Source organism: Alteromonas sp. BZK5, assembly GCF_014349115.1.
GTDB lineage: Bacteria > Pseudomonadota > Gammaproteobacteria > Enterobacterales > Alteromonadaceae > Alteromonas > Alteromonas macleodii.
This window is the reverse complement of record NZ_JACSOE010000038.1, coordinates 21,085-41,415: the sequence shown is the minus strand read 5'-3', so window position 1 is coordinate 41,415 and position 20,331 is coordinate 21,085. Positions and strand designations below refer to the sequence as shown.

Below are 20,331 nucleotides of genomic sequence, written 5' to 3'. Positions count from 1 at the left end.
CACTAGCTGTGTGAAAATAACCGCCACAATCATTGCCCCTCCCGCTGGCCACGATTGTGCAAACGCCCTTTCTACCGCTTTTGATGCCGATCAGGTAGTCGATGCATCAAGCACCGACTTTACTTTTCAAACGGCCGATGAAAATGGCGATAGCTTTTCTCAAATTCAGTTTGATGGGTTTGGCAGGCCGCGAAATATCGCGTGTTCAACGAATTGTAGAATTCAAATAAATACCTTTGCCATGTGTTTACAAAGCGAAGGGGCAGTTTATGCGTGCTAGGGTTGTATTGCCTGTACATAAAAAATGCGTGAACGGCTTTACCCTGTTAGAGCTGGTGATTGGTATTGTTGTATTTACGATTAGCCTAACCGTAGTTCTGTCGCTTATTGTCCCGCAAGCTGAACAAACCGCAGAGCCATTTCGTCAGGTGAAAGCGGCGAAGCTAGGGCAGTCTTTAATGAATGATATTCTTAGTCGCTCTTATGATGAAAATAGTGACAGAAGCCCGCCATTTGAAACCTGTAATGCCAAAGGAAATTGCTCAACAACACTTGGTCCAGAAGAAGCCAACGAAGACGACTACGACGATGTAGACGATTACAACGGATACACAGTTAACGACGTGGGCGGAAACTATAGCAGTTTCGGTTTTACCGTAACGGTAGATTACGACAGTGACCTAAACGACAGTACGCCAACAGACGGCCTAACGTTTAAACGTATTGACATCGCAGTTACGGCACCAGACGGCCAAGTTTACAATTTTAGCGCTTATCGAGGGAGCTATTAATGTCTCCACGACGAGCACAGCGACAACACGGTTTTACATTAATAGAACTTATTTTAGTGATCACTATTTTAGGTGTGATAAGCGTATCTGTAGCTCAAGTGATTTCTTTAAGTGCACAAATCTATATAACCGGCGCAGAGCGTACCCGCCTTGTTTCAGATGCGCGCTTTATTATTTTGCGGCTCGAAAAAGAACTGCGTAATGTGGTGCCAAATTCTGTGTCATTCGATTCGAGTTTAGGGTGTCTTTCTTACTACCCAATTAAGGAAAGTGGCACCTATGTGGGCGACGCGTTTAATAATCCTATGCACGTAGTCGTGTTCAATAGTCAGTTAAGTAAAGACGACACTCTTGTTATATACCCAACAAACCCACAGAGCGTGAATGATAACGGGCGAATAATAGATGCTATTGCCGACGCTGCTTCCGATCCGACTAGCGATAATCAATATGACCTCACACTCAGTGCCCCCAATACACAATCTTCTCCGGGAAAGCGCTTCTTTATTCCTGAAGCGCAAGTAACCGTTTGTAGAACATCTACCGTTCAAGGTGAACGCTTAATTAGGACGCAAGGTGCTACGTCGGGCGTCCTTGGTACTAATGTGGTTTCGTGGAGTGCGAATGTGGTCACTGCAGGGTTACGGCAAAATGGCTTAATCGAACTGCAAATGACCTTACAAAGCAGTGACGATGAACAGATATCGGTTGTACACGAGGTGCATTTCCCTAATGTGCCATAGTAAAACACGCCAACAAAAAAAGTATCGTATAGGCCAACGTCCTGTTGGGTTGTCTGGTTCTCCAGCGCGCCAACAAGGCTCAACCACCATTGTAGCAATTATCATTAGTATTATACTTTTAGGTCTTGGTATTGCGCTGTCTAATCAAATCTCATCGAATATTCGCCAGCAATCCATTGAATATTATGGCGCTCGTGCTTACTTAGCGGCGCAAAGTGGGATGGAAGTCGCTATTTCTAGGCTAATTAACGGCGATAATCCGGCGTGCACAGTCATAACACAGCCGGTAGTTATTAGTGTAGTCAACATGCAGAATTGTACGATTACGCTATCTTGTGAGGTGGAAACTGAAGTCGAAGAGCCTGAAGTTGCCGCTGGTGAAATAAGGGTTTATGCGTTAGGGGCCGAAGCGCAGTGCAGTACCGGCCAGCTCGAAACCTCAAAACGCGTTCTTGTTGAAGTAAGGCAGGAAGAATAATGACATACTGTAATTCTGTTGCTCGACTCTTTTTGATTTGTGCCTTGTTTATACAAGCGTTAGCTGTGCAAGCCGTTCCTCAAATCGAAGGCAGGTTCATCGAGCTTCAAAACACCTACAATAAAGCAGAGTGGACAACCATTAGCTTTTCACAGGTATACGACGAGCCGCCAGCAGTGTTTATGCTCTCTACCAATCAAGGTAGCAACCCAGCGATTGTCAAAATTCGCAATGTTACCCGCACAGGTTTTGAAGCTTTGCCCCTTGAGCCTTCTGGAGAAGATGGTCCGCATATCACGATGGGAGCACATTACTTAGCGATTGCGTATGGCGTTCATGAATTTCCTGACGGTGATATTGTTGAAGTCGGTAAGATGGAGCTCGGAGGGGGGACTATTCAGGCATCGACAAGCTCTCCTTGGTATGAACCTAACGGCCCTTTGAAGGTGGGCGAAGAAAATGCGAGATATGCTCGCGTTTCACTTGAAACTGATTTTGGTGAACAGCCTGTTTTCTTTCACTCTATTCAAACGTTAAATAACCAAGTTGACGTTAATGGAAAGAAGCCACCCAACGAACATTTGTTACCGTTTCTAACTATTGCAGCAAAGTATGAAGCACCGTCTTATTTTATGGCGTTGGAAGCGTCTGAAACGGATTATGCGCCAGTTACACGCAATGAAACGGTAGCTTACATGGCGACAACAGAGGGATTCAATCGTAGATTTTTCGATGACAATGGTATTGAAGTGGTTTGGGAAGCCGATTTTGCCGACGTACGCATACAGGGGTGGGACGATGGTTGCTTTCGAAATGACTTTAAAAATAACTATGCGCAAACTCCTTTGGTTGCAGCCAGTAAAATAAGTAGAAACGGCGGCGACGGCGGTTGGCTTCGCAGCTGCGGCGTAAACAAAAATAGGCTTGGACTGCGTGTAGATGAGGATAGAAGTTTAGACTCTGAGCGCAACCACACTGAAGAAGACGCTAGCATTCTGGCTATGACTTCAGAGTTTGTGTTTAGTGGTGAAGTTCCTAGTTGTGATGACGCCTTTCCTGGCGCGGTTGCCGCTTTTAGTGGTTCCGCAATTTCACTCGCAGCTGGTAGCCGAATGATTGATGAAAATGCAGGTGTGTTGTCAGCACAGCAGTTTATCACCGACGCTACAAGTGGATCTGTAGACTACCCAAAATGCGGACAGAACCCTGTCGACTGTACCGTGAACAACATAGATGCGCTTACCGACTCACAAGCGAGAGCGATACCAACAATTACCATTGACGATAGCGGCCCAGAGATAGCAGAAGGGGATTTAGCGGGGGATTATTATTTTAACCGTCAACTGGTAACCATGGCGGCGGGTAACTACACCGTAATTGCACCCACGCGAATTTATGTTTCTGACCCAGGGGACAATATAGATGGCGTGGCTACAAAGTTCACCATGGTGAACGCAAATATCACTGTCGCTGAAGGGGCTTATCTCGCTATTTATGTCGATGGAGATGTGGTCATCGATGGCTCAAACCCCAACGCATTGGTTTTAGCAAAAGGTGAAATAACCTTTGCCAATGTGTCTGAAGGCACATTGAGAGGCCGCTTTACCGCAGGAGGTGGCGTCGGCTCACCTGCTACTCTGAGGGTGACGGCTAATGCAGTGCCAAACAATATTCCTGGCATCTGCGGTCGGGAAGTCATTGAAGTACTGAATCACTATCGTTTTGAACTAGCTGATAACAAGGGTAGTAGCTGCGCCGCGAAAGAAGTTACCCTAAAAGCCTGTGCAGACGTCAACTGTAATTTACTCTACTCCCAGCCATCAACAGTTAACTTAGTGCCCGTTAATAGCGGTAACTATAGATGGTCGCCTGACGACAGCGTAACGTTTATCGGGCAGACCTCGCTAACGCTCGATAGCCTAAGAGGCGCAGATCCTGAACTTGCTACTTCGGGAGAAAATCCATCTTCTCAATTGCGTTGCTTTATCGGTGGTAAAGAAGTGAATTTAGGTAGCTGTAAAATAGATTATGAATCCGACGGGCTGGTGTTTAAGAATATCACTGATGATTCAGAAACCATCGTTACTCAGCTTTCTGGTAAGCCTTCAGACACTGGCTTTAACAGCAAGACCTATGCTATCGAAGCATGTGGGAATTCTGACACGCTAAAAAATCAAATTGTCGATGTTGAATTAAATTATAACTGTTCTAGTTCGAGTAATTGTTCTAACACCCTACTGCTTATCAATAACGGTAATGAACATCAACTGGGGCTAACCCCACGCACCTTTCCTATTCAATTTGATGCTGACTCGCGAGCTGCCTTTACAATTCAATACCCAGATGCGGGAGAGTTGTCGTTGTCAGCAGACATAACAAATCGAAGCGGTATTGCAGGTTCTTCTAATACTTTTAAAGTGCGTCCGTTCGGCTTTGCTATGAATATCTTAAATGATAGCGGCACGAGCTCCAATCTTAACGGTTACGCGAATAGTGCGAATGGTTCGCTGCTCAAACTGACAGGGGAAGACTTTGTCTTAGGCTTGCGAACAGTACAGTGGGTCGATGGTGAAGACAGTAACGACGATGGAATACCAGATAACTTTGCAGCACTGGAAAATAATAATACCGCGGAGCATTTTTCAGGTAGCGCGTTGTTAACACCCTTAAATATACTTCCTAGTGGCGGCGCAACGGGTACATTGAGCGTGCCCAGTGTTTTATTTAGCGATGAAGGTAAAGTTAACGTTGGTATTAATTACGATGAGGTAGGTACAATTTCCATTGCGGCACAGAGTACTTATTTGTCAGATACCACCGTGCAAGGGCTGGTGCAAAACGTTGGGCGTTTCGCACCTTCTAATTTTGCCTTGAGCGGAAATGTTGAAGCGGCGTGTAACGTCAATGGCGCATTTAATTACTTTGATCAACCCATTAGCGAAGTAAGCTTCTCGCTAACCGCACTTAACCAAAATGGCAGCCGCACCACAAACTACTACGATGGTTTTGATAAACTGGTCAATATCAGCTTACAAGTCGAGCACGGCACAAGCTTGCTAAATAGGCTTGAAAACATTAATTCAATAAGTTGGCCGCAAAATACCAGTGCTGGTCTTATTTCATTTTCTGACAACGATATCGTATTTAGTCGCCTTGCTGATAACAGCGTAGATGGGCCTTACCTCGAAGCACACATTGCGCTGGTGGCAGACCAAGCACAAACTGAGGGCGCAAACTTCAATGGACTTTCTTGTTCCGGTCAGTGCGTTGACGATTTTGGTGATTCAATCAGCTTTGCCTACGGTCGTGCAACGTTGATAAATAACTACGGTGCAGCCGACGAAGCGCTTTTGTTACCGCTTCGCACCCAATATTGGGACGGAAATAATTGGCGAATTAATAAGTATGACAGTTGTACGGCTTATGACCACGATAACGTGAATGACGAATCTGGTGAATTGGTTTCTTCGGGGGAAGAGTCGTTAAGTGAAGGAGCCTATAGAAATAGTGACGGAATTCGCCTGTCATCACCAAACGGTGCTGGCAATTATCCTGTAAGTTATACGCCTGATGCTTGGCTATTTTGGGATTGGGATGGAGATGGTGAAGCTGATAACCCTCCAAACGCAACGCTCACGTATGGTGTGTATCGAGGAAACGACAATATCATTTACAAGCGCGAGCAAATTAATAATTAGCAAAGAAGGTTATCCCGCTTGGTCGTAATGCTGGTTGCGTAGCACACCGTAGTGGCGCCAACATAAAGAGATGTAAATTATTAGCAAATTGTTTTTGAACCTTCTAATTTTCACAGGGTCACTATGTGGGTCTAATTTTAAAATTATTTGGAAACGCGTGTGTGGTATCCCTTCATGGGTAAAGCGCTAAAACTACTAAGCAAAAATGCAGTTATTTCGTCACTTAATTACAGCATTACTTGCCCAAAATAGCCCCCATTGTTAAAGTGTGCGGATAAATATCGACTTCACGTTAAAGCGTCGCCATCTCACCTTTGCAAATACGCGTTAACACAGAAACAGGAATACACTCTTCATGTTTAAAAAGCTTCGAGGCATGTTCTCTAACGATCTGTCCATCGACCTCGGAACAGCTAATACGCTGATTTATGTAAAAGACCAAGGTATTGTTCTAAACGAGCCTTCAGTAGTAGCTATTCGTCAAGAGCGCGCAGCAGGACCAAAAAGTGTTGCAGCAGTAGGTGCAGAAGCTAAGCGAATGCTTGGTCGTACGCCGGGTAATATACGTGCAATTCGTCCGATGAAAGACGGTGTTATTGCCGACTTTTACGTCACTGAAAAAATGCTTCAGCACTTTATTAAACAAGTGCATGACAATAATTTCTTGCGCCCAAGTCCTCGTGTATTAGTGTGTGTTCCTTGTGGTTCAACACAAGTAGAGCGCCGCGCAATTAAAGAATCTGCATTGGGTGCAGGTGCCCGCGAAGTTTATCTTATCGACGAGCCAATGGCGGCTGCTATTGGTGCGGGTTTACCTGTATCAGAAGCAACAGGTTCAATGGTGGTCGATATTGGTGGTGGTACAACAGAAGTTGCCATTATCTCACTTAACGGCGTAGTTTATTCATCATCTGTTCGCATTGGTGGTGACAAGTTTGATGAAGCTATTATCAACTATATTCGTCGTAACTTCGGTTCACTTATAGGTGAAGCGACAGCCGAACGTATCAAGCATGAAATAGGTGCTGCCTACCCAGGTGAAGAAGTGCGCGAAATTGAAGTGCGCGGTCGCAACCTAGCAGAAGGCGTACCTCGCGGGTTTACGCTAAACTCAAACGAAATTCTTGAAGCGCTTCAAGAACCACTAACCGGCATTGTTTCAGCAGTTATGGTGGCGCTTGAACAGTCTCCGCCAGAGCTTGCTTCAGACATTTCTGAGCGCGGTATGGTACTTACCGGTGGTGGCGCGCTACTCAAAGACTTAGATAGATTGCTAATGGAAGAAACGGGCATTCCAGTTGTTATTGCTGATGATCCGCTTACTTGTGTAGCACGCGGCGGTGGTAAGGCATTCGATATGATTGACCTTCACGGTGGCGACCTGTTTAGCTACGAATAAACAGGAAAGGCAACCGTAAGGTTGCCTTATTTGTATCATGGATACTATTTTTACCCGCGGCCCTTCGTTAAATAACAGGCTTACACTGGCGCTTGTGCTGTCGGTGGTTCTGATATTTGTCGACCATAAGCTAGACGGTTTCAATTCAACGCGGGTTTATCTAAACTCATTAATGAGCCCACTTCAGTATTTAGCAAACCTTCCCGGTTTAATGCTAAATGAAAGTGCCCAGCGTCTTACGTCTCAAGAACAATTGCTGTCCGAAAACCAGAAACTTAATAATCAGCTGTTGCTAATGAGCGAAAAGCTCCAGCGGTTCGATGTAATTGCAAAAGAAAACGCGCAATTACGAGAGTTACTGCAGGCCCCTATTCGGGTTTCTTCTCGAAGAATGGTTGCTGAGTTAATGGCGGTGGATAAAAATCCGTACAGCCAGCAGGTGGTTATCAACAAGGGGGCAATAGACGGCGTATATCTGTCTCAGCCAGTCATTGATGATAAGGGCATAGTGGGTCAGGTAATGGAAGTTGGGTCTACAAACAGCCGTGTATTGCTGATTGCCGACGTTACCCACGCTATTCCTGTGCGATCTCTTCGAAACGATATTCGCTTTATCGCAACCGGAAGCGGCGCGCTAAACGAGCTGTATCTAGAGCATGTTCCTCACAGTGTCGATATTCAAGAAGGTGACACATTAATTTCGTCTGGCTTAGGAAAGGTCTTTCCAGAAGGTTACCCTGTGGCAAGAGTTTCACAAGTCGTCCGAGATGAAAGCCGCCCTTTTGCTCGTGTTATTGTCACACCTTTAGCAAACCTAGACAGGCTTCGACACCTATTGCTGTTATGGCACACGCCTGAGTCAGAGAGTGAGTCTGATGCTAACTCTACTGACGACACTGATAAGCCAGCTGTAAACGAGGAAGAATCTTCAGATGCGTAAACGTAACCTCGTTATATGGATTAGTTTGTTAGTTGCTCTGGTACTGCAAATTGTTCCGCTGCCCACTCAAGTAGATGTGTACCGCCCTGACTGGGTACTGGTTGTATTAGCATATTGGAGCATGGCACTGCCCCACAGAGTGAATGTGGGCGTGGCGTTTTTAACTGGTGTTGCTATGGATGTGCTTGTAGGCACAACCTTGGGCATTCATAGTTTCGGCTTAAGTATTTGTGTTTATATATTAGCGGCTAATTACCAAAGACTAAGAAATTACTCCGTTTGGCAGCAAGCCATTATTATCGGTCTACTATCGGCGCTATACCACTTACTTACATTTTGGGTGCAGCATCTACTGACTGATATTTATTTCCAAGTCGATTACCTGTGGCCGGTGATAACGTCAATGGTGTTGTGGCCGTGGGTATTTTGGCTGCTTCGACGCACGCGCAGACAGTTTTCAATTTCGTAACCCGAACACGTTCTCGATTAAACCAAAGGTAAGCCAATGACAAAATCGGTAGTGTTAGCGTCAGCCTCTCCACGACGCACCGCTTTGCTCAAACAAATGAACATAGCCCATACAATACAGCCTGCCGATATTGACGAGTCGCCCCGTGACAACGAGCCACCGATGGAGCTTGTCGCAAGGCTAGCCAGTGAAAAAGCCCAAGCGGTGAAAGCATACCTTGAGGATCAGCTGGCAATGACCGACGACAAGGTTATTCTGGCCAGCGACACCCTAATATCGTTTAACGGACAAAGTGTTGGCAAGCCAGAAGACAAAGCAGATTCTAAGCGCATCCTCACTATGCTTTCTGGTAAAACTCATGACGTCCTTACCGCTATTTGTGTGCTTGATAACGCTCAGCAACAGACTCAAGTAATTACCACATCTGTGACTTTTGCAGCATTGACGGATGAGCAAATTGACGCATACTGGGAAACAGGAGAACCTGCCGACAAAGCAGGGAGTTACGCTATTCAAGGTATTGGTGGTGAGTTTGTAGTTTCCATTAACGGCAGTGCAAGTGCCGTAATAGGCCTACCACTGTACGAAACCCGCCAATTACTTAATGCATTTGGAGTTGTGTCGTGAGTGCTGAACTGCTTATTAACGTTACCCCGTCAGAGTCACGGGTGGCGCTTATTGAAAACGGAATACTGCAAGAAATTCACGTAGAGCGTCATACCAAACGCGGTTTGGTTGGCAATATCTATCGCGGTAAAGTTAGCCGTGTATTACCGGGAATGCAGGCAGCATTTGTTGATATCGGTTTAGAAAAGGCCGCCTTCTTACATGCATCTGACATTGTCATTCACAATGAAATTGCTGAAGAAGTCTCGGCAAGCCATATTCAAAAGCAAGACATTCGCGAGTTGGTGCGAGACGGTCAAGATATTGTGGTTCAGGTAGTGAAAGATCCTATCGGTACCAAAGGCGCACGCCTTACCACAGACATTACTATCCCCAGCCGTTATCTTGTATTTATGCCTTCGGTAACTCACGTAGGCGTATCTCAACGCATTGAAGAAGAAGCAGAAAGAGAGCGCTTAAAGTCGCTGGTGCAAGAGTTTTGTGATGAAAACGGTGGCTTCATTCTGCGTACTGCGGCTGAAGGCGTGGGCAAAAACGAACTGCAGTCCGACGCAGCATTTTTGCGAAGGCTGTGGGATAAAATTCAGTCGCGTATGAAAAAGCGTAAGTCGAACGTGCTTTACGAAGACTTACCGCTAGCACGACGAGTGCTACGCGACTTTGTTGGTACAGAGCTCGACAGAATTCGAATCGACTCGAAACTATCATTCAATGAACTTCACCAGTTCACCAAAGAGTACGTGCCTGAAATGAACGGCAAGCTCGAATACTACCCGGGTGATAGACCTATTTTTGATTTATACGATGTGGAAAACGAGGCGCAGCGAGCCTTGGAACGCCGTGTCGATTTAAAATCTGGCGGCTATTTGATCATCGATCAAACCGAAGCGATGACCACAATCGACATTAATACGGGCGCTTTTGTTGGCCACCGGAACTTAGAAGAAACAATTTTTAACACCAATATTGAGGCGACGCAGGCGATTGCCCGTCAGTTAAGATTGCGCAACTTGGGTGGGATGATCCTTATCGACTTCATCGATATGATTGAACCAGACCACAAACGACGTGTCTTACACTCATTAGAGGTGGCGACGAACAAGGACAGAGCCAAGATAAATATTCACGGTTTTACTGCGCTAGGGCTAATTGAAATGACCCGTAAGCGCACCCGTGAAAGCATTGAGCATATATTGTGCGGAGAATGCCCGGTGTGTAAAGGGCGAGGCACGGTAAAAACCATTGAAACCATTTGCTTTGAAATTATGCGTGAAATTGTACGGGTGAATCGCGCCTACGACGCAGACAAGTTTGTGGTTTACGCTTCACCAAAAGTGGCGGAAGCCTTAATGGGTGAAGAGTCTCATATGCTGGCAGAACTGGAAGTATTTGTGTCTAAACAAATCAAGGTTCAAACAGAAACATTGTACAATCAGGATAAGTACGACGTCGTCATGATGTAATGCATTAACGTATACAAAGGCAAAATGTGACAAATTTTTCGTCGGTAGCCGCTTATCTACTTAAGAAGTTTTGGCTGCTACTCGCCGTATTGCTTGTACTTTTCGCGCTTGTTTTAAGCGCTGCACGCTATGCTCTGCCGCATATTGAGCACAACAAACACCTGTTGGAAAATTATATTAATGAGCAGTATGGCGTAAACCTATCCATCCAAAGTGTGCATGCTGTTTGGCAGCGCAATGGTCCAAGTATTGTGCTCAATTCGGTGTCGTTGGCAAAAAACGATGCTTCCCCTGTTGCATTGGATATCAGGCAAATCTACGTCGAGCTAGATTTCTGGCAATCGCTACGCCACCAACTTATCTCATCTACCCGTTTTGAGCTGCGTGGTCTTAAGCTTGATATTGACGCCGATCGCCTTTCTGGAGGCGATAAGAATAATTTCCCTGTAGTAAATGCACTAGAGCGTCTGTTTTTAGAGCAGCTTCAAAGCTTCTCGTTAGAAGACGGGGTGGTATCTGTCACTCATCTTAATGAAACCAATTCATTTGATATTGAAAGTTTATCGTGGAACAACCATGAAGAGCGACACCAAGGTTTAGGTCAGCTCAAGGTTGCAGATTTAGCGGCTAACTCGGCGTCGTTTATCATTGATATCACGGGCACGCGGGAAGACTTTGACGGCGTGTTTTACGCCAAAGCAGAAGAGCTCGATATTTCTCCGTGGGTTAGCGATCTCATCAAAACCAAGCGTCCACTAGCGCAAAGCCGCGCAAACTTTGAAGTATGGACTAACTTTTCTCAAAGTGAAGTCACTAGCGTACAAGCCGAGCTTAGTGAAAGCCTTTTAGAGTGGGGCAGTGGCCGCGCGAAAACGGTAACAGGTATCAGCGGAGGTAGTCTTCAAGCGTTGCCTAACGATGAGAACAGACAGGGAGGCTGGAATGTCCGAGTGGATCAATTGGTGCTTAATTCTCGCAACGAGACCCTTACAACAGACCTAATTGGCAGTATAAGTGCAAATGGTGATGCGCTGATAAACACCGTAAAGCCAGTGCAAATTAACCCCTTTCTGCTGCTGTTGCCGCTTTTCATGGATGATACCAGTGAAGAAGAAATACGCGGGCTTAATCCAAAAGGCGAGTTGGCCACGTTGCAGATTCAATGGCACAACGGTCAGCCTTCTTTAGCTGCTAAAGTGCTAGATTTGCAGTGGGACAAAACAGATAAGGTACCAGGTCTTTCGTCGCTAGACGCAGACTTTTTCTGGTATAAAAATAATGGCGCTATCTACTTAGAGAGTGCGGATAGCTTACTAAGTGCCAACGGCGTAATTAAGAAAGACGTCAATATAAAGCTGTTTAAATCTCAGTTTTATATTTACCCAGAGCAGATAGATAGTGAAGACAAGCAGTGGGTAGTAAAAGGCAGCGATATGCTGTTCGATAGTGATGCCGTTACTCTTCGCCCGCAGTTTAAACTGAATACGTCGACAGGGTTTATGTCGCTTTATGTGGATGTAAGCCCATTGGCGTTAAATGAGGTGAGCAGTTTATTTCCCTCTTCTTTAATGGGGACCAATACCGATAAATACCTTACTCGCGCGTTTACAGGAGAAGGTGAAATCGCAAATGCGCGCGTGCTGTGGCACGGTCGCACGAGTGACTTCCCGTTTGACGACAACACGGGCATTTTTCAGGCGTATGTCGATATTGAGCAGGGGGATTTTCTTTTTGCTCCAGACTGGCCGGCACTTAATAACTTAGACCTATCTTTGTATTTTGTGAATAATGCATTAGTGATGGAGAGCCCTAGTGCGACGCTTGCTGGTATGAAAATCAGTGATATGTCGGCTGCCATTCCAAGCTTTAGTCCAGATGCTCGCCTGATTATTTATGCCAATGGTACTGGCACTGGTAACGCGCTAACCGCGTTAATGATGGATTCGTCCCTTAAAAAATCTTTAGGCAAAGTACTTAACGAAGACGTGCAAATTGGCGGGCCTCTATCTGCCGATATAAAGCTTGATATCCCGTTTAAAGGCAAAGATGTGGTGGCATCGGGAACGGCGCACTTGTCGAATAACCCCGTTTTTGTTGCGACCACAAATATGCTATTTGATAAGGCATCGGGAGAGGTGTCATTTGTTAATGGCGATATAGACGCAAGTGGGCTTCAGGCGCAGTTTCTTAAACAGCCGGTGAGCTTGTCGCTATCCGGTAGACAGGGCGACACGTACGACCTAAATGTAGAGTTAGGTGGACGATGGCATGTACATCCGCTGGCTAACTATGTGAATACAGACCTCACCGAATACATCGACGGCGAAAGTGATTGGAACACTACAGTTCAACTGTCGCTTTCAAACAGTGGGTTTAACTATACTGCCAATTTAACTGCAGATTTAACGGCGACACAAAGTGTACTGCCTGCTCCCTTCGATACGCCAGCAGGCAGCAGTTTACCGCTGCTTATTACCAGTAAAGGCGATAGCAAAGCATCAAATGTGGAGGCGTCACTTGGTGATAACATTCGTTTTGATGGCATACTACCGCACAAAGAAATGCAGTTTTCACGTGCGCACTTGGCACTTGGCGAAAGCGATATAGCCAACATTGGTACAGGTTTTAGTATCAGTGCGAATCTAGCTCAAGCTGATGTGCAAGAATGGTTTACCACTATAAATATGTTACTTTCCGGTAAAGGGAAAGACACCAGCACCGCCGTTGCAAAAACAAATGCTCAATCGAGTATCCAATCAAACGAAAGCAAAAAAGCGAATTTGTTTGGTACTCCCTCGCGGATATTCGCCAAAGCCGACAAGCTAAATTTTGCTGGCCACAGTATTAAAGATGCGCAGCTCAGTGCAACAGAACGCAATAAAGATTGGATCCTAGACTTAGCGTCGCCTCAGGCAAGAGCCACTATTCGTATTAATAGTGATTTAGACGAGCAGGGCATTGAGATAAATGCCGACTATTTATCACTAGAGAAACCTGTTGAAGCCGGGGGGACGACAAAAGCCGACTCAGAGAGCGGCGTTGAGTTAGCTACCAATAGTGCTATGCCAAATGAGGAAGGCGAGTCGCCCTACAATATTGACCCAAATACGCTACCGCCCATTTATTTTTATTGTCAGTCCTGTGGCGTGCATGGCATCGATTTAGGTGAAATTACCTTAGACATCGCGAAGGAAGAGAATGGTTTAGCCATTCGTCAGCTTCTAGTGAAATCTGATGAAACTAACGTTACCGCAACGGGTTATTGGAAGCACATCGGAGGCGAGATTCAAAGCGCGTTAAACGGAACATTAACGTCTCCCGACGTTGGGCAGATGCTAAAAGAGTACGGTGTTGAATCAGGTATAAAAGATTCTAGCGCAAACGTCGCGTTTGATATCAACTGGCCAAATGCGCCGATGGATTTCGGGTTTGAACAGCTAAACGGTAATGTTGAGTGGTCGCTGTCAGATGGGTATCTAACTGAGTTGAGTGATAAGGGGTCACGTATCTTTACCCTGTTTAGCTTGAACTCGTTAGTGCGAAAGCTCAGCCTCGACTTTCGAGACATTTTTGCTAAGGGTTTTTTCTACGACGATATGGGCGGTACGTTAAGTATTGTTAATGGCAAAGCGTATACCGACGATACTGAAATTGACGGCGGCGCTGGTGAAATAGAGATCACAGGCTTCACCGACCTCAACACTGGTGGATTAAATTACAACGTATCGTTCGCACCGAACGTAACCGGGAACTTACCGTTTTTAGTGTATTTCTTGGCTACGCCGCCCACTGCACTCGCTGCTCTTGCCATAGACCAGGTGCTAACCTCTGCGAAAGTTATTTCGAATGTGAACTATCGCGTTACAGGCACCATAAAAGATCCTAAGTTCGACGAAGTTGAGCGCAACAGCAAAGACATCAGCTTACCTGCGCAAAATGCGCCTGTACCGGCCAACCCGCAAGACAGGCCATTAACGGAAGATGACGTACGCAGGCTTAAAATGGAGGTGATCGATGGTTAATTTAGTTGCATTACAAATGACATCTGCGCCAAGCGTGGAAGAAAATCTCGACACCGTTGCAAACGAAATGGCATCGGCAAAGATTGAGAAAAACAGTTTAGTTGTGCTTCCAGAGTGTTTTGCTTATTTCGGCGGTAAAGACAAAGGCCAACTTGCTGTGGCAGAAACAAAGGGCGAAGGCGTAATTCAGCGACGTTTGTCAGCGCTTGCTGCACAATACCAGTGCTATCTGGTTTCGGGTACGTTTCCAGTGAAAACCAATAGCCCAGAGAAGTTTTCCGCAGCCTGCATGCTGTTTGGCCCCAATGGTGATGTGTTGGCAGACTACCGAAAAATTCACATGTTCGATGTATCAGTTAACGACAACACGGGCAGTTATCGTGAATCGGCGACAACCGAAGCGGGCAGCAAGGTGGTTACTGTTGAAACGCCAATAGGCAACATTGGTCTTGCGGTGTGCTATGATGTACGCTTTCCAGGGTTATTTACTGCAATGGGCGATATCGATATTTTGGTGTTGCCAGCGGCCTTTACCCAGCGCACCGGAGAAGCGCATTGGCATGCGTTGTTGCAAGCCAGAGCCATTGAAAAGCAGTGCTTTGTGGTAGCTGCAAATCAAAGTGGTGTGCATGCAAATGGCCGTGAAACATACGGTCACAGTCTTGTACTGTCGCCTTGGGGGGAGACCCTTGCCGAACGCAAAACCGACGTAGGGTTAGTTTCGGCAAAAGTAGATATTGCAGAAAGAGAAACCATTAAACAGAATATGCCGGTTGCCGAACATAACCGATTCAGGAGTCACTTTGTCTAAATCTGTTGAGCGTCATTTATTATCTGACTCAGGGCTAGATATCTCTAAGCTAGAGCGTGCTTTAGCGACTATTCATCGTCACGATACCGACTATGCCGATTTGTATTTTCAGTCAAGCCAGCACGAAAGCTGGGTGTTGGAAGACGGCATTATTAAAGAAGGCAGCTATAACATAGAGCGCGGCGTAGGCGTGCGTGCAATTAGCGGCGAGAAAACAGGGTTCGCTTATTCCGACGAAATAAGCGAAGAAGCGTTGACCAAAGCGTGTAAAGCGGCTCGTGGCATTGCGCCAAGCGGCGGGTCACAACAAGTTGCTTCGCTTGGACAAAAAACAGTGCAAGCGCGATACAGCGAAAATAACCCTATTCTTGCGATGCAAGACGCTGAGAAAATTTCGCTTTTAAAAGCAGTTGATGCCTATATCCGCAAACAAGAACCGTCTGCCAATCAGGTAGTGGTGAGCTTAAGCGGTGTGTATGAAGAAATTATAGTTGCTGGCAGTGACGGTACGTTAGCTACTGATATTCGCCCGCTAGTGCGCTTGAACTGCTCGGTATTGCTAGAACAAGGCGATAGACGTGAACGTGGTTCAGCGGGGGCTGGTGGTCGCTATGCCTACTCGTTCTTTAAGCAAGACGAAAACGGCAAACCGTATTACGAAACCTTGGCAGAAGATGCCCTTCACATGGCACGCGTTAACATGCAGGCTGTGGCGTCACCGGCAGGCGCTATGCCTGTAGTATTAGGTAACGGTTGGCCAGGTGTTTTACTTCACGAAGCGGTAGGGCACGGTCTTGAAGGCGACTTTAACCGTAAGGGTGCATCAACATTTAGTGGCCGTATTGGTCAGCGCGTTGCAGCAAAAGGCGTGACGGTTGTTGACGATGGGACATTAAACGACCGTCGTGGCTCGTTGTCGGTAGACGATGAAGGCACACCAACAGCGCACAACGTGCTTATTGAAGATGGTATCTTGAAAGGTTATATGCAGGATAAACATAACGCCAAGCTTATGGGCGTTGCGCCTACCGGTAATGGTCGTCGTGAATCCTATGCGCACTTGCCTATGCCCCGCATGACGAATACTTATATGTTGGAAGGCCAACACGATCCGCAGGAAATTATCGCGTCTATCGACAAAGGTATTTACGCGCCGAACTTTGCTGGCGGACAAGTAGACATTACGTCAGGAAAATTTGTATTTTCTAGCGCGGAAGCTTACTTAATTGAAAACGGTAAAATTACTGCGCCAGTAAAAGGGGCTACCTTAATTGGTAACGGTCCAGAGGTTATGCAAAAAATCTCAATGATTGGCAACGACACTGCCCTAGATAAAGGCGTTGGTGTATGTGGTAAAGACGGTCAAAGCGTGCCGGTGGGTGTAGGTCAGCCTACGCTTAAAATTGACGAGTTGACGGTGGGTGGTACGGCTTAATTCAGCCTAAATCATCACACGAAAATTTCACACAAAAACTAAGAAAAGGTTGGGCTTGGGCACCAACCTTTTTTTGTAAGCGGACTGGTATAAGTCGTGGCTAACTTTCAAATCCTTTTTCATTCAACCACTTAATGGCATCTTCCTCATTGCCAAAAATACCTAGCTCAAGGCCTGCATTGTCGTAAATTCTCTGAAATTGGGCTCTTACAATGGGCTGCACCGTGGTATCGCCGATAACTAGCGCGCCAAGCGCCATTCCGTGCTTCGCACGCCACTCTATTGAACGCTGCAGTTCTGTCTCACCCGCTTTAGTGAGAAGAGCAGAACCATGCAAAAAACCTAAAAATGCCCAGTGATTCCCATCAAAACTGTTAATCACATCCATCATATCCCGCGCATAGCGTTCAATGGCTGAACCATCGGCAATACCTTCGGCCGACACGCCAACAATGCTACCAAGCACAGCAATTTGGTACTGGCCGTACTTGCTTTTCAGTGTTGCGTTAGGGTTGGAAAATATTTTCACACTATCCCCCTTTGGCTGGTGAACGAAACTGTGATGTTGAGATTAGTTTTATTTAATTATAGACGGTTAATCCTCATGAATAACGTCTTTTAAATACTGAAACAGCTCTCTGAATGCTTTAGGAGGCGCATTTTTTTCACGCTCTTTCTTAATTTGGCGGTGAAATTGGCGCAGCTTCTGGCGGTCAAGTTCAGGGTGCGCTTCAATCAGCTTTTGAATAGCGGGGTCGCCCTGTTCAATTACGGCTTCACGGGCTTTTTCTAGTGCGTGAAAAGCAGCATTGCTCGCCTGGTGCTGATGAGAAATTTTAGCCAACGCCTCTTCAATAGGGGCGGTGTCTCGCTGGCGCAATACCTTGCCGATAAACTGAAGCTGGCGACGATAACCGTCTTTTTTCTTGTTTACTTTGCGGGCAATAGCGATGGCGTCAGCAAGCTCTTCATCCATAGGGATCGTAGCGATGTGAGCATCGGTCAGGTTAACCAAGGTTTCACCTAGCTTGTGAAGTTCTTTAGCTTGACGCTTCAGCTCAGTTTTACTGATTAATTCTTCCTCTTCGAACTCATCTGCTTGCGCATCTTCGAAGTAAGGATCTTCAGGAGAATTGTATTTCTGATCACTCATTTCAAACTCATTAGTGTTACACTTTAGCTAAATTGTAACTATCACAGTCGAATTAAGACAGCGAAACTTACTATGCAAATTGAGCAGCAGTTAGCCGACATTCAAAATGTCGTAGATGATGTACTGAAATTAGCCCTTTCTAAAGGCGCAACACAAGCCGAAGCCAGCATGTCTAAAGTGCAGGGCATCGCCGTTTCTTCACGTATGCAAGAAGTTGAAAACGTTGAATTTACCAACGACGGCGGCTTAGGTATAAGCGTATACGTAGGCAAGCGAAAGGGGAGTGCGTCTACCGCAGATCTGAGCAAAGCGGCGCTAACACTCGCGGTGGAAAAAGCCGTCGATATTGCTCGCTATACCAGTGAAGATCCTTGTACAGGTTTGGCCGATGCCGACCTTATTGCTACCGAGTTCCCTGATTTAGACCTGTATCACCCTGAAGAATTAGATACTGAAAAGGCCATTAAAACTGCTATTGAAGCCGAAACGGCAGCAATGAATTATGACTCGCGCATTACAAATTCAGATGGCGCGTCGTATAACGCAAATCTAGGTATGCGCGTGTACGGCAACACGCATGGAATTAACGCCGGTTATCCTAGCAGCCGTTATTCACTAAGCTGTATGGTTATTGGCGCACAAGATAACGATATGCAGCGCGATTACGCTTACACAGTAAGTCGTAAAGCCTCTTTGCTGCAATCAGCTAGTGCAGTGGGTATTGATGCCGCTAAAGCTACTGTAGACCGTTTGGGGGCTCGTAAAATCAACACCGCAAACGTGCCTGTGCTTTTACACCGTGACATCGCATCTAGCTTGTTTGGTCATTATGTCGGAGCTATTAGCGGTGGTAGCCTTTACCGTCGTTCTAGTTTCTTGTTAGATAGCTTGGGTAAACAAGTTTTCCCAGAGTGGCTTAATATTGAAGAGCGTCCGTTTATTAAAGGCGGTCTGGCAAGCTCAAGCTTCGATAACGAAGGTGTGGCATGTTCAGACATGACCATTGTCGATGCGGGTAAATTGGCTACATATCTTTATACCACTTACTCGTCGCGTAAGCTAAACACCCGCTCGAATGGCCACGCCGGTGGTATTCATAACTGGCTAGTAGGTGATACGGGTCACAGCGACGCCGACCTGCTTAAAGAAATGGGCACAGGTTTGTTCGTAACCGAACTGATGGGGCAGGGCGTTAACGGTGTGACGGGCGATTACTCGCGCGGCGCAGCGGGATACTGGGTTGAAAATGGCATCATCCAATACCCAGTTCACGAGGTAACTATTGCTGGCAATCTGAAAGATATGTTTAAAGGCATTGTGGCAATTGGCGCTGAAAAAGATGTGCGTGGTAGTGTACAGACCGGTTCGGTGCTTATTGACCAAATGAAGATAGCAGGCAGCTAGTTTACGCTTTCTCGAAACGCTGAAGGAGACAGCCCGGTGGACTTCTTAAAGCGTTTCGAGAACGTAAATACATTTGCGTAGCCTACATAACTGGCGATATAAGATACGGGCCACTGCGTGCTTAGTAATAAGCTTTTGGCTCGTGTCATACGCAAATGGATAACGTGCTGTTTGGGGCTGCGCCCAAACACTTGTAAGCACAGCCTATGAAGGTGAGGGGAAGAATAATGCGCTTTCTCACTTAAGCTCTCCATATCCCAATCAAACTGAAGCTGTTTTTCAACCGCTGAAAAGAGGCTGTGTAGTCTGCTTACCTGGCGTCGTTCTTTCTCATCGTGAGTATGTACGTCACTCAAAGGCGCATCAATAATACGATACAGGTATCTAGACACGAGCTGCATTGCCGCCCCTCGACTGTCCACATCGCGCTCTATGTAAAGCAGCTCCATAGCGTGATGTAGACCCTCTAGCTTGGCATTATCTAACACCACAGCCTCACTTTTACTGAATGATTTCCAGCGTTCGGAGTCTGCCAAGTTTACCCAAATTATATCCCATTGCTCACTGACTATTGTGACTTCGAAACTTTGTCCAGCGGGTAAAATAATTAGCTGTCCTTCATCCAATTGCATCTCGCCTGACGGGACACGAAATTTTCCTTGACCATGAATGCTGTAAAACAAGGTGTGGTTAGGAGGCGAAACGCGACCTACCGTATAGTTACCTGATAAGTTAGAGCATCCTGCTAGTTCAATCTCCAGGTCGCTGATTTCAGGCGTATCACTACTATCAATAAAGCGTTCAAAGCACTTAGGGCCTATGTCTACAATGTCTCTAAAGCTAAGTTGCATAAATGTGAAATAATAGTTTTGGATAAATATATGAAAGATTAGAGCAT

The 20,331-nt window shown here is 46.0% G+C and carries 16 protein-coding genes and 1 pseudogene; 14 read left to right on the top strand and 3 right to left on the bottom strand.

The window, feature by feature from the left end; translation table 11 throughout:
* From BIZ39_RS12300 to tldD, 13 genes and pseudogenes are all read left to right on the top strand, one after another.
* Positions 1 to 280 (top strand): annotated as a pseudogene (locus BIZ39_RS12300) (type II secretion system protein); the annotation flags it as partial.
* Positions 270 to 791, top strand: coding sequence for a prepilin-type N-terminal cleavage/methylation domain-containing protein (locus tag BIZ39_RS12295; protein WP_014975390.1), 522 nt, complete (start codon positions 270 to 272; stop codon positions 789 to 791). The pseudogene BIZ39_RS12300 and the gene BIZ39_RS12295, both read left to right, overlap by 11 nt.
* On the top strand, positions 791 to 1,534 hold the full coding sequence (locus BIZ39_RS12290; RefSeq protein WP_187447109.1) for a type II secretion system protein J: 744 nt from the start codon (positions 791 to 793) through the stop codon (positions 1,532 to 1,534). Before BIZ39_RS12295 ends, BIZ39_RS12290 begins: the two co-directional genes overlap by 1 nt.
* On the top strand, positions 1,524 to 2,012 hold the full coding sequence (locus tag BIZ39_RS12285) for an agglutinin biogenesis protein MshP (protein ID WP_187447108.1): 489 nt from the start codon (positions 1,524 to 1,526) through the stop codon (positions 2,010 to 2,012). Before BIZ39_RS12290 ends, BIZ39_RS12285 begins: the two co-directional genes overlap by 11 nt.
* Positions 2,012 to 5,710: an H-type lectin domain-containing protein gene (locus tag BIZ39_RS12280; RefSeq protein WP_187447107.1), complete on the top strand. Its 3,699-nt coding sequence runs from the start codon at positions 2,012 to 2,014 to the stop codon at positions 5,708 to 5,710. Before BIZ39_RS12285 ends, BIZ39_RS12280 begins: the two co-directional genes overlap by 1 nt.
* Positions 5,711 to 6,065: 355 nt before the next feature.
* Positions 6,066 to 7,109 (top strand): rod shape-determining protein, encoded by a 1,044-nt coding sequence (locus tag BIZ39_RS12275; RefSeq protein ID WP_014947909.1) that lies wholly within the window; start codon positions 6,066 to 6,068, stop codon positions 7,107 to 7,109.
* Positions 7,110 to 7,146: 37 nt separating this feature from the next.
* A complete protein-coding gene (mreC, locus tag BIZ39_RS12270; protein WP_187447106.1) occupies positions 7,147 to 8,049 on the top strand; it encodes a rod shape-determining protein MreC in 903 nt (300 codons plus the stop codon).
* Positions 8,042 to 8,518, top strand: a complete 477-nt coding sequence (mreD, locus tag BIZ39_RS12265) for a rod shape-determining protein MreD (RefSeq protein ID WP_061093985.1) — start codon at positions 8,042 to 8,044, stop codon at positions 8,516 to 8,518. Before mreC ends, mreD begins: the two co-directional genes overlap by 8 nt.
* 36 nt (positions 8,519 to 8,554) lie before the next feature.
* Positions 8,555 to 9,145, top strand: a complete 591-nt coding sequence (locus tag BIZ39_RS12260; protein ID WP_187447105.1) for a Maf family protein — start codon at positions 8,555 to 8,557, stop codon at positions 9,143 to 9,145.
* Positions 9,142 to 10,608: a ribonuclease G gene (gene rng / locus BIZ39_RS12255; protein ID WP_014947913.1), complete on the top strand. Its 1,467-nt coding sequence runs from the start codon at positions 9,142 to 9,144 to the stop codon at positions 10,606 to 10,608. Before BIZ39_RS12260 ends, rng begins: the two co-directional genes overlap by 4 nt.
* A 26-nt stretch (positions 10,609 to 10,634) precedes the next feature.
* Positions 10,635 to 14,630 carry a YhdP family protein gene (locus BIZ39_RS12250; RefSeq protein ID WP_187447104.1) on the top strand — a complete coding sequence of 1,332 codons (3,996 nt, stop codon included), beginning with the start codon at positions 10,635 to 10,637 and terminating at the stop codon, positions 14,628 to 14,630.
* Positions 14,623 to 15,441 carry a carbon-nitrogen hydrolase family protein gene (locus BIZ39_RS12245; RefSeq protein WP_187447103.1) on the top strand — a complete coding sequence of 273 codons (819 nt, stop codon included), beginning with the start codon at positions 14,623 to 14,625 and terminating at the stop codon, positions 15,439 to 15,441. Before BIZ39_RS12250 ends, BIZ39_RS12245 begins: the two co-directional genes overlap by 8 nt.
* A complete protein-coding gene (gene tldD / locus BIZ39_RS12240) occupies positions 15,434 to 16,876 on the top strand; it encodes a metalloprotease TldD (protein ID WP_187447102.1) in 1,443 nt (480 codons plus the stop codon). The genes BIZ39_RS12245 and tldD overlap by 8 nt, the downstream gene beginning before the upstream one ends.
* 100 nt (positions 16,877 to 16,976) lie before the next feature.
* Here tldD and BIZ39_RS12235 read toward each other — a convergent pair whose 3' ends face one another.
* Both BIZ39_RS12235 and yjgA read right to left on the bottom strand, forming a co-directional pair.
* Positions 16,977 to 17,405, bottom strand: coding sequence for a hypothetical protein (locus BIZ39_RS12235; protein ID WP_187447101.1), 429 nt, complete (start codon positions 17,403 to 17,405; stop codon positions 16,977 to 16,979).
* A gap of 66 nt (positions 17,406 to 17,471) precedes the next feature.
* Entirely contained in the window at positions 17,472 to 18,029 is a 558-nt protein-coding gene (yjgA, locus tag BIZ39_RS12230) for a ribosome biogenesis factor YjgA (protein ID WP_187447100.1), read from the bottom strand.
* A gap of 72 nt (positions 18,030 to 18,101) precedes the next feature.
* On the opposite strand from yjgA, the gene pmbA reads away from it, so the two are divergent.
* A complete protein-coding gene (pmbA, locus tag BIZ39_RS12225) occupies positions 18,102 to 19,433 on the top strand; it encodes a metalloprotease PmbA (protein ID WP_039236933.1) in 1,332 nt (443 codons plus the stop codon).
* Here pmbA and BIZ39_RS12220 read toward each other — a convergent pair.
* Positions 19,430 to 20,284, bottom strand: a complete 855-nt coding sequence (locus BIZ39_RS12220) for an AraC family transcriptional regulator (protein ID WP_187447099.1) — start codon at positions 20,282 to 20,284, stop codon at positions 19,430 to 19,432. The two genes, pmbA and BIZ39_RS12220, sit on opposite strands and share 4 nt — an antisense overlap.
* Positions 20,285 to 20,331: the final 47 nt, after the last annotated feature.